The sequence below is a fragment of the Aerococcus sp. HMSC062A02 genome, assembly GCF_001809535.1.
Classification (GTDB): Bacteria; Bacillota; Bacilli; order Lactobacillales; family Aerococcaceae; genus Aerococcus.
This window is the reverse complement of record NZ_KV797911.1, coordinates 1-11,247: the sequence shown is the minus strand read 5'-3', so window position 1 is coordinate 11,247 and position 11,247 is coordinate 1. Positions and strand designations below refer to the sequence as shown.

The 11,247-nt window shown below is 46.0% G+C and carries 5 protein-coding genes, 1 pseudogene and 1 other annotated feature; all 6 genes and pseudogenes read right to left on the bottom strand.

Annotated features, from left to right (window positions below; translation table 11 throughout):
* Positions 1–5,008 (bottom strand): Rib/alpha-like domain-containing protein (locus HMPREF2626_RS02680; protein WP_168162696.1); only part of this gene is annotated, 5,008 nt, incomplete at its 3' end.
* Positions 5,009–5,348: 340 nt separating this feature from the next.
* Positions 5,349–6,557, bottom strand: a complete 1,209-nt coding sequence (locus HMPREF2626_RS02675; RefSeq protein ID WP_070617146.1) for a M20 family metallopeptidase — start codon at positions 6,555–6,557, stop codon at positions 5,349–5,351.
* Between the two features lie 16 nt (positions 6,558–6,573).
* Positions 6,574–7,407 (bottom strand): MetQ/NlpA family ABC transporter substrate-binding protein, encoded by an 834-nt coding sequence (locus tag HMPREF2626_RS02670; protein WP_070617144.1) that lies wholly within the window; start codon positions 7,405–7,407, stop codon positions 6,574–6,576.
* Positions 7,408–7,430: 23 nt separating this feature from the next.
* Positions 7,431–8,266 (bottom strand): annotated as a pseudogene (locus HMPREF2626_RS02665) (MetQ/NlpA family ABC transporter substrate-binding protein).
* 55 nt (positions 8,267–8,321) lie between these two features.
* Positions 8,322–8,555, bottom strand: a binding site (T-box leader).
* Between the two features lie 146 nt (positions 8,556–8,701).
* On the bottom strand, positions 8,702–9,547 hold the full coding sequence (locus tag HMPREF2626_RS02660) for a MetQ/NlpA family ABC transporter substrate-binding protein (protein ID WP_070617143.1): 846 nt from the start codon (positions 9,545–9,547) through the stop codon (positions 8,702–8,704).
* Between the two features lie 159 nt (positions 9,548–9,706).
* Complete coding sequence (locus HMPREF2626_RS02655; protein WP_083294308.1) at positions 9,707–10,957, bottom strand: YkvI family membrane protein; 1,251 nt, start codon at positions 10,955–10,957, stop codon at positions 9,707–9,709.
* Positions 10,958–11,247: the final 290 nt, after the last annotated feature.

The window sequence follows — 11,247 nt, the reverse complement described above, 5'->3', positions numbered from 1 at the left end:
TCGCAGATACTGAGCTAGATTCAGATTGTGACGCGCTCACTGACTGTGATTCTTCTACTGCTGAAGCTGAAGCACTTTGTGATGCACTCACTGACTGTGATTCTTCTACTGCTGAAGTTGAAGCACTTTGTGAAGCACTTACTGACTGTGACTCTTCAACTGCTGAGGTTGAAGCACTCTGAGATTCAGATTGAACAACAGATTCACTGTTTGAAATACTATTGTTATCTTTCGTCACATTTACTGTAACCTTAGTATCATCTTTTGTTCCATCTGGATAATTAACCACAACAGGAATCGTTACCGTACCGTCTTCAGGACGTCCCTTACCCGGAGTAAAGGTCACTTGACCAGTATTAGGATCGATCATTGCTGTATCTCCAGTGTTCGGATCAGTCCAGTTCGTACTCCCATCCCCAAAAGTAAAGCTTGTACCAGCTGGTGGTGTCACATTATCTTGATGGGTCTTCGGACCAGTTGGATTTTTTGGATCATTTGGAATTTCACCACTGAAGCTTGGAGTTACAGTCGTTGATGTTGGATTTTCACCTGATTCTACTTGTCCAGTTGGGTAAGTTGGTTGATAAGTTTCATTGTTTGGATTATCAACAATCACTTTTACCGTTGCTGGATCTGTCGTCCCATCTGGATAAGTCACAGTTACAGGTACTTCATGAACTCCTGGACTGTTGCCGTCTGGTAAAGCACTTGGATCATCAACTTTTACGGTTGGCGTTTTACCTGGATAAGATGGATTTTCTTGGTAATTAGGTACAGTTACCGCGTTATTGATCTCATCTTCAGTTGGCGCTTGACCATAGTCTTTCTCAACTGGTGTTACAGTTGGATCATAGAGTTCATTCTCAGGCTTGCGGGTAATGTCAACATAGACATTGACGGTATCTGTTGTGTTATCCGCATAAGTAATGGTGACTGGAATTTGAACCTTTTGGCCAGCCTTGCCTTCAGTAAAGCTTGCAGGGATAGTGATTGAGCCGTCAGCGTTGACGGTGACACCTGCTTCGCTTGTTGTGAATTGGCTAACTTCTGGCTGAGCCACTTGACCGTTCTTGATGAAGGTTGGTGCAGCGACGGTGTCAGCTTTACCCTCTTCAACAGAAACATTGTCATAACCTGGCTCGAATTCTTCAGCCATGGTAACTTTTTGCCATTGGGCATAGACGGTGGTTGAGTTTTGGAAGGCGGTTTCCCGAGTAATGTATTCTCCTGAACCATCCTGAGCGGTATTCCAGCCTAAGAAACGGTAACCTTCCAAGGTCGGATCCTTGGCCATATTGCCTTCAAGACCGTTGTTGGTGTAGCCCACTTCATTGGAGAAGTCTTCGTTACGAGGAACATCGGAGTTCTCGATGGCTGTCGTGTTGCCTGCTGCATCATTAGTTTCTACTGGCGCAGCGTAAGTCATCACGTGACGAACAGAGGTCCCGTTAGGATTATTGAGGTCGTAAGTCACCTGGATAAGAACGCGGGCGATAACCGCATCTGAACCTACAGCTGTTTGGATGGCTTCTTGATCTTCAGATAATGCTCTTTCCTGTTCAGCACTAGCAATTGTGTAATTAAAGGATCTTGCAACGATTGGCGAGTCCTTGACAACGTGATCAGTATCTGAAATAGAGTATTCGAACTTGTACAGTCCTTTACCTAGCTCTGGATAGGTCTTATCGCCTTCAACCGTATATGTTGCACCTGGTTCTGCGGTATCGCTAGACAAGGTTTTTACGTAACGCGTTTGTCCAGAATTAGCATCAATATATGAAATCTCAACTAATTGGTTAGGGACATAGGTATAACCCGTAATTATCTTATCAAAGTCATACATGTCCTTAACTACTGGCATGTATTGAGTACGGTCAAGAAGAGCAGACGACTGAACTTCTGTACCAATTAGCATTCTCGGAGCAAAACTCTTTTCAGCATGTCCTTCACCAAAGTCAGCAACCTTTTTGCCACCAATATAAATTTCACCAGAGTTATTAACTAGATTTCCTAATTGCCCTGTAAATAACTTAATTTCTGTGCCGGGATTCACTTTAATATCATAGGGCATAGTATAAGTATAAGTTTTCCCACCATTAGAAACGTCAAAGTCGTAACGATCGTAGACTCCACGACCGCCTGTTGAGTTAGGATAAATTCCTAAATTACCAAAAATTGGTGCGTCGCCAAGCTTCATAGCTAGTTTATTCGCTGTTTCTGCTAAGTTAACCCCTGATTCACTACCACTAATTCCTTCATTAAGAGGCTTTGCAAAGTGAATTTCAACAGTTTCTCCTTCTCTAGCAATTCCTTCATCTGTAGTCAAAATACTCAAGCGATCAATACCCTTTGGAGTTTCTAACAAGAAAGAAGTATGCACATCTATAGAAGTCATTTCTGGTTCTTGGCCATTAATTGTTGGGTATAAACTCTTAAGATTATCCGAATCTATATTTAATGTTGTTAAAGTAAAAATTTGATCGGACAAACGATTTCCTAAATTATCTGTGAAACCGTTCATGTCACCTTCAGTATAAATGACTTGACCAGTTTCCGAATTAGAATCAAAATCATTAGGTGCATAAATAACATATGCCATATTGCCAACTACATTTACTTGGTCTCGAGTAAATCCTGTTCGAGTCTGATTTGGATTCACTCCGGCTTGTGCTCCAGATGTTTTCGATGGTTCAACGTAACCAATATAGCCAAATTCATCATCTTTTAAAACATCAAGCAGCGACTTGTCAAAAGCTAAACGATATGCAAATGAATTACCATTTTGTGTTTCATTTGCGGTAGTTGCTCCTTTGACCGTCTGAGTAGCGATATATAATTTATTCTCTGAAGGCTTATATGAAACATTATTTTGGCTTGATATAAACGATGGAGCTTGATCAGCCAGGAAGCTGCTGACTACTTGTAAGTAGGGAGATAAGCCTGTTTTTAAATTTGTCTCATCTAATCTTGGTATGGAAGCTGCGGATGTATAGGAGCCATACCCTGTCAGTTCTATATTTGAATCGCTAGTTCCGCCCATATAGCGCGTATAGACTCTGCTTCTCCTATCAAGGATTCGAGTTTGAATCGTTGTATCAATATTATCTAATTCTTCTCGAGTGGTATTTCTTAAATACAGCTTTATTGGCGTATGCTGAGCAAATGTACCTTGTTCCATATCAATAAACCGCATCAGTTTATCTGTTGATGAATTACCATTTGAAAAGCGTTTTATGCCATTTCTACCACTATAATAAGACTTAGTCCAATCAACCCGTTTTTCTAACTCATCTGACACTTTCAAGTTTACTTGATCCCAGACATTAGCTGATCTTAAGAAAAACGAATAAACCATATCGATAACAACATCGCCATCTGGAGTTTCATGATATCCCTTATAGTTCAGCTGATAAGAACCAACTGGGTCTGATATATTATTAACTACTCGTAATTCTTGACCATCTTCTAATGGCCAACGCGAAAGGCCCTGTCCTTTAATAGACTGCTCATCCCAGTTAGGCTCTAGATAATACTTCTTACCTGTAGCTTCATCTTCAAAATACTTGCGGCCGTCTTGGTCGGTCTTAGGGGTTAAGATGGTATCTGCTGTGGTTGAATCGTTGAGGTCAGAGATAATCTTATCGACCTCTGCCGTGGATTGGGCAGCATCGATCTTAGCTTGGACGGCTGCCACATGGTCTGGATCAGCGCTAGTGGCTTGCGAATTTGTGGCTTGGGTCCGGGCGTCGAGGATGGTCTTGGCGCTCGCTTTAGCAGACTCTTTGATGCGATTAAGTTCCGCTTCCTTCTGCGCTTTTTCTTCAGCGGTTTCCTCTTGAGGCTCTACATTAGCCGCAGGATATTTTGTTTGAGCTTCTTTGACTACCGCACCAATTTCTTCAATGGTGTTGGCAGCGTCGATTCGAGACTTGTAGAAAGCTAAATCACTAGCTGCTCCATCATTATGAGCTAGAGCTTTTTCTAGGTCTTCCTTGACCTGTGCCTTATTGCCTGCGAGATTGCTTACAGCTGCATAGTAACCTGCTTGGCTGCGGTCATCTTCTTGGGCAGTCGAACGTTCTAAGCCTGCTTGGAGATTCTCATCTTCACGTGCCGCTTCGTCCTGGGTCTTACCATTGGCTTGAACACTTGCTGCACCAGCCAGAGCAGTTACTTCCGCACCATTCTGGGCAATGACTGGATTGACTGCTGTATCCAGGTCAAAACGAGCCTGGTCCACATTAAAGACCTGGCTGCTTGTTCCCGCTTCAAGACGTGTTTGAGCCTGAGCTTGTGGTGCTTGATCAGCGGCGGACTGGCCTTCTAGAACGGTTTCACGGCTTGCTTCATCGGCAGATTGACTGTCTTCAGCTGCCTTATCACTTGTTTCAGTTTCAGAACTTGCCTCTGATTCAGACTCACTCGCTTTGTATCCTTCAGAAGTCGAAGTTTCCGCACTTTCAGACAAACTAGCTGCGTCAGAGCTTGATCCACTGGCTGAAGCGGATTCAGATTCTGAGGCACTGATAGAAGCCAACTCGCTCGCAGAAATTGACAGTGATTCACTAATTGAGAGCGATTCGCTGATGGAAGCAGATTCGCTTAAAGATGCTTCATCTTCTTGACCAGTTGCTGTTTCACTCACTATATCTTGGCCTGGTGCTTCAGATCCAGCCGATAGTTCCGCTGTTTCTGCTTCAGCTAGGGTTTCCTTCTCATAGGTCTTCTCTGTGGGGAGTTCATCCGCAGAGACCTGGGCGGACGTTAGTCCAGCCCCACCAACTAGGGCTCCCAAGGTGGTTAGCCCCTTGAACAAGTGGCCCTGGCCGCCGAGGTCAAGGTCTTGTGAAATTTCAACATCTTCAACAACTTCTTGGCTGCCAAAGAAACGTAAAAGGCCAAACTTCGACAGGCAAGTACTAACCCAGTTCTTCCCTGACTTATGAAGTTTGACACGGGTCTTACGTTCCGTCTCCAAAAAGTCGCCATGTCTAAACTTTCTCTTCATAGACTCTCCTTCTTTTCTTATAAAAACTCACGAATAGACATAATAAATGCTTAAGTACTTTAGACTTAAAAATGACCGCCAATGTGATCATCACGGGCAGTTATAACCATTTAAGCAAAAAATAATTATAGTTTCAAATTATTATATTTTTCTTCTATGAAACACTAAAAAAAAATCCTTTTTGTACTAAAAACAGGTGATTTTGTATTCCATTTTGTTTTCATTATTATAATTTTTATCATCATTTGCTAATAAATAAATCAAAATGTTCTTCCCTTAACGAATAAAAAGACCACCTCCTGCTTAAATAAGCAGGAAATGATCTTCCTTACCAAGTGGCTTAATTGCCTCGTGCCAAGCTTTCCTTGTGGTCGGCTTGGATTTGGGATAGGGTATCTGGTTCAAGGATTAAATCGAGGGCGGTGCAGGCAAGGAGGATGGCCGCAATGCGGATGGACTCCAGGCCTTCTTCCGATCCCGCAGCATCCACCAAAGCCTGGGAATGTCCAGGAATGTTTTCTTTGGAGATAGCCAGGAAGGGTTGGATGGTTGGTACGGCATAGCTGACATTGCCCACATCAGACGAACCGTGAGCCTGGCTGTCAGCTTCCCCGATGTCGTCTGTTGTCAGTCCAGCCCAGGCGATCTGCCTGAAGAAGAGGCGGTCGAAACTCTCAGTAATGATCATATCGTCCACCTTGTTCTGGAAGAGGCCGAACTTGAGCTCAGCTCCTGTCCCATGGGCCGCCCCTTCCGCAATCCGCTTCACCTTCTCGCGGACCTCGTCCAGGGTCTTCCGGTTCTTAGCTCGGATATAAAAGCGGCCCCGGCTATAGTCTGGCACCACATTGGCCGCCTGACCCCCGTCCAGGATAACGCCGTGGATGCTGACGTCCTTGGGTAGGTGGAAGCGGAGGGCGTCGATCCCGACAAAGGTCTGGATCAAGGGGCTAAGGGCAGAAATGCCGTCTTCGGGTGCGGCCGTGGCGTGGGAGGACTTGCCGAAGAACTCAATGTCTACGGGGTCATTGGCTAGGAGATGGCTGGTGGGAATATGCTTGCCCGATCCCGGATGGGCGCAGAGGGCGGCATCGACATCATCGAAGAAACCCTCACGGACAAAACTTTCCTTGGCCGAGCCATTTTCGCCCCCTTCTTCTCCCGGCGTCCCATAGACCCGGATCTCACCACCAACTTGGTCAATCACAGACTTCAGGGCAGCAGCGGCCAAGCTTGAATAATTGCCGAAGAGGTTGTGGCCACAACCATGGCCCAGCCCCTCTAAGGCATCAAATTCTGCCAGAAAAGCCAGAACTGGCCCTTCCTTAGCGGCTTGGTAGCGGGCATCGAAGCCGGTCGGATGGCCGGCAACATCCCGCTTTACGTTAAAGCCCTCAGCCTCCAATTGCTTGGTCAAGACATCCTGGGCAAAGTACTCATGGTTAGAGGTCTCTGGTTGGCTATGGATACGGAGAGCGTTCTCCTGGTAGGTCGTCAAGTGTTGGTCGACGAAGTCTACAATCTGTTCTTTCAACTGGTCTGCTGTCATCAGGCAGGCTCCTTTCTTATTTTTTACCGAATTCTTCCCAGGCTGCTAGATTAGCGCCTTTACTCTTCTCATCAATGACTTTCTTGGTCTCATCTGTTTGATAGCTGTCTACTACTTTTGCATAGACCGGATTGTCCTTGTCTTCTTTACGAGCAGCAACGATATTGACATAGGGTTTTGACCGTTCGTCGACTGGCTCGGTAAAGAGGGCATCCGTCTTAGGATCCAAACCCGCATCGACAGCATAACCTGAGTTCACGAGGGCAATGTCCACATCACCGAGGGCTCGAGGGGTTTGTGAGGCATCCATTTCTTCAATCTGCAAGTTCTTATCGTTTTTCGTGATGTCATTCAAGGTCGGGGTGATTCCAGCGGCGTCGTCCACTTCAATTAGACCAGCTGATTCTAAGAGGATGAGAGCCCGACCTCCATTGGTCACGTCATTCGGGATAGCTACCTTGGCCCCATCTGCCAAGTCCTCGATCTTATCAATCTTATTGGAATAAATAGCGAGTGGAGCAACCACTGTATTCCCAATCGCAACTAAGTCTGTCCCAAATTGTTCGTTAAACTTATCCAGGAAGACCTGGTGCTGGAAGGCATTGAGGTCAACATCTCCCTGGGCTAGAGCCTGGTTAGGCTGGTTATAGTCTGAGAATTTGACGTATTCTAGCTTAATTCCTTCATCTGCCAAGCGGTCACGGACACTGTCCCAGTCTCTGGTATCATCCCCCACGAGGCCGAGTTTTACTGTTTCCGTCTCTTGATTAGCTTCCTGGCCATTCCCACAGGCGGTGAGACCTAGGAGAGCAGTCAGTCCAATGATTACTGTTTTAGTCCATTTATTCATTTTATTCACTTCTTTCTATTTGCTTATTTCTTTCCAAATTCTTTCCAGGCGGCAATGTTGACTCCTTTGCCGATTTCATCGATAACTTTGGCTGTTTCATCGGTCTGATAGGCGTCAACCACCTTGGCGTAAATGGCATTATCTGCATCTTCTTTACGGGCGGCGACAACATTGACATAGGGTTCTGACTTCTCATTAATCGGTTCGGTGAAGATCCCGTCAATCTTAGGGTTAAGCCCTGCTTCTACGGCATAGTTGGAATTGATCAGAGCAATATCCACATCCCCTAAAGAGCGTGGGGTCTGTGAGGCATCCATCTCTTCGATCTGAAGATTCTTGTCATTCTTAGTGATGTCACTGAGGGGTGACGTAATCCCAGCTGCATCGTCGACTTCGATCAGACCCGCTGATTCGAGGAGAATGAGCGAGCGCCCGCCCATGGTCACATCGTTAGGGATCGACACCTTGGCCCCATCCGGTAGATCCTCAATCTTGTCATACTTGTCGGAATAGATAGCTAATGGGGTCACTACTGTATTCCCAATCCCTACTAAATCCGCCCCATACTGTTCATTGAAGTTATTCAAGTAGACCTTGGTCTGGAAGGCGTTGAGGTCCACCTCTCCTTGGGCTAGGGCCTGGTTGGGCTGGTTGTAGTCTGAGAACTTGACATATTCTAAGTTAATCCCTGGTCAGCTAGGGTCTCCTTGGCAATATCCCATTCCCTGGTGTCGTCTCCGACCAAGCCTAATTTAACGGTCTCTGTCTTTTTCTGAGCGCCTTGGCTCCCGTTAGCGCAGGCGGTCAGACCTAGGAGGGCAGTCGCCCCAATGACCAGTGCTTTCGTCCATCTCTTCATATGAACCGCTCCTTATCTTTCCAATAAAAAAGTCCCCTGCCCGGTTTATCACCAGACAAAGGACGACGTATCGTGTTACCACCTTTAATTCAGAGCCTCAGCTCCCTTAACCCAACCACTATTATTAAGTGAATGGTGCTCCAATTAGCGACTGAGCTAAGCCGGGAAGAACTCTGATTGCCCTTCCTCTCTCCAAGGCCATCTTCAATCTTCCTTCACTTAGCCCCTTCCACCACCAGGGCCTCTCTAAAAAGTTCGAAAGATTTACTCTCCTTATCAACGAGAACTCTTTATTAATGATAGATTTAGTCTAACATAGGCTAGCTGTTGGAAACAAGCTAGGCCGCGATATCAAAAATTCATCATTTATGATCGCTTATACCGATATCAAATGATGACTAAAAGGCTTAGCCGATCGCATAGCTTCAGCTAAACTTACCAGGCTGCCTGGCTAGCTCCCCTGCTGGTCTCTTGGATCAGAGCTTTCATATCAGCTACTTGGAAGGCTTCCACCAGCTTCCGGTAACGGGAATCGCTAGCCTCGTCCTCTCTCACCGCAATCACTTGGCTATAGGCTGCCGCTTCTTCTTCTGTCAAGTCTTCGCGGACCAAGGACTCTTTAAGAGGATCCATCTTGGCATCCAAGGCAAAGTTGGTATTAATGACTACCGCATCGGCATCGGTCAATTTAGGTGGTGTCTTCGAGGCTTCCACTTGTTCAATCTTGAATTCCTTAGGGTTATCCTGGATATCTTTTAAAGTGGGATAAGTTTCTAGGGTCTCCTTGAGGGTAATTAAACCGGCAGCCTCCAACAAGTTCAGAGCCCGTCCGGCATTGGTCGGGTCCTTGGGAATAACAATCCGCGCCTTGTCCCTGAGATCATCCAAGTTGTCGACCTCATGGGAATAGAGGCCAAGGGGGCTGATCATCGTATGGGCAATAGGGGCCAGTTTGGATTTGCGGTCCCCATTAAAGTCGTCCAGATAGGCTAGCGTTTGACTGGCATTAGCATCGATACGGCCAGCTAATAGATCCTTGTTGGCTTGGTCATAGGTCATTATCTTAACCAGGTCGAGCTCAATCCCTTCCGCCTTGAGACGCTTTTGGACGGGCTCCCACAGGCGGGTATCATCCCCCATGATCCCTAGGCGAATCCTTGTCTGGTCATCCTCGGCAGAGCTGGACGGTAGCTTCCCACTTTCCAGGTTCAGACTAGTACAGCCGGTCAAAGTGATCAAAGCAAGCAAAAACAGCATCAAGAGTGCTTTATACCCCTTCATTGTCTTCCTCCTCATAAGTTCCCCTGCCCCTTCTTTAGGCTAGGCAGCGCATTTTGCTAGGAATATCTTAGCACGACCGGGCCCTAGGAACAAGAGCGGAGAAAAAGCTTTAGATAAACAAAAAGAAGCCCACCCTGGGGCTTCTCTTGCGTGTAAGTATTAGTTATCCTCTGCGTCATCTGTCATCGTCTGACCGAGTTCGGTCACTTCATCATAGAGTTCCTTGTTATCGACCCGTGATTCATCGTAGAGGGCCCGCATGTCAGCCGCTTCTTCCCGGCCAAATTCATAATCCTCATCTTGGCGGTCCACTTCCATCTTAATCAACTCATCACGCACCTGGATTTCCCGGTGGATGTGGCGGTAACGAATCGCCCACTGGATAATTAGAAGGGCAATCACGAAGAAACCGCAATAGCCGATGAAGGGATAGAGATAGGCCACTAAGGTATCAAAACCGGCGAAGGAAAGCACGAAGCCGATCCCAACCAAGATGATCATATTCCGAGTAAAGTTTTCTGGTTTTGACCGGGAAACCCGTTTGGCCAAGGCGTAGTACATCCCGATAGCCGTATTGTAGATCATCCCGAAGATGATAATGGCCATAGCCACTCCCAATCTTGGGTCTAAATTATCGAAGAGGGTCAATAGCGGCATGGAAGAGCCGAGAACCCCATCGATATTCAAACTGATTGAGAAGAAGGAAGCAAAAAGTAAGCCGCCGACGAGGACCCCACCAAAGAGGCCACCAAGTCCTGCTTGCTTAGGACTATATTCCTCGCCCCCAATGACCACCGCCATAGAAATGGCTAGCATCAGAGCCAAGCTGGTATAGTTCAAAGTAGAGATCAACCAGTTCGGCAGGGTCGTCGCTTGGGCAGCTGCCGTCGCCATGGCTTCCTCATAGGGAATCGGCATTGTATTGAGGGTATGGATAAAGATCCCGAGTAAGAAGACAATCACAAAGGGCGTCACCATCCCGATCAAACCCGTTACCTTATCCACATCCATAAAACCAGTCACAATGACCAAGGCTGAGACTAGGAGCGCCCCGGCCCAGATTGGCCAGTTGAATTGCTGGTTGAGGTTTGTCCCTGCCCCAGCAATCATAATAAAACCAGTACAAAAGAGTGTCATATTGATTAAGAAATCAATCACTTTGGAAATAAATGGTGATGAGATGTGGTTAAATACCTCACTGTGCTCTTGGACCTTGTAGTAGCTCCCGAATTGCAAGAGGACGATCCCTCCAACAATAAAGAGAATAGAGGAGATAACCAATCCCCAAATCCCCATTTTACCAAAACTTACAAAATACTGGAACATTTCTTGCCCAGAGGCAAAACCTGCTCCGATGATCACGCCGAGATAGGCGAGACCAATTTTTACCATACTTTTAAATGTATTCATATTCCTTCCTTTCCTTACACTGTTTACTATTATAAGGAAAATTAATGCAGATGCATATTTTATGTTTTTTATAGATAGCCAAATGCGATTTAAGCTTATAAAGTAAGAATAAAGCCTATTGTTAAGCTTATCTTAAGCTTTGTAACAATGAAAAAGGAGTACAATTATTGTACTCCTGAATCAACTTCGCTTTACCCCATCGTATTGATGAGCATCCGTTCCGCTTTTGAATTTGATCGTTAAAGAGCCATGGCATCGGCTCGAGCCAAGGTCTCTCGCCTAGCGAGCTT

Coding starts and splice junctions, on each gene's coding strand:
- HMPREF2626_RS02670 (WP_070617144.1), bottom strand. CDS start 7,407: ATGAATAAATGGACTAAAACAGTAATCATTGGACTGACTGCTCTCCTA.
- HMPREF2626_RS02655 (WP_083294308.1), bottom strand. CDS start 10,957: ATGAATACATTTAAAAGTATGGTAAAAATTGGTCTCGCCTATCTCGGC.
- HMPREF2626_RS02675 (WP_070617146.1), bottom strand. CDS start 6,557: ATGACAGCAGACCAGTTGAAAGAACAGATTGTAGACTTCGTCGACCAA.
- HMPREF2626_RS02660 (WP_070617143.1), bottom strand. CDS start 9,547: ATGAAGGGGTATAAAGCACTCTTGATGCTGTTTTTGCTTGCTTTGATC.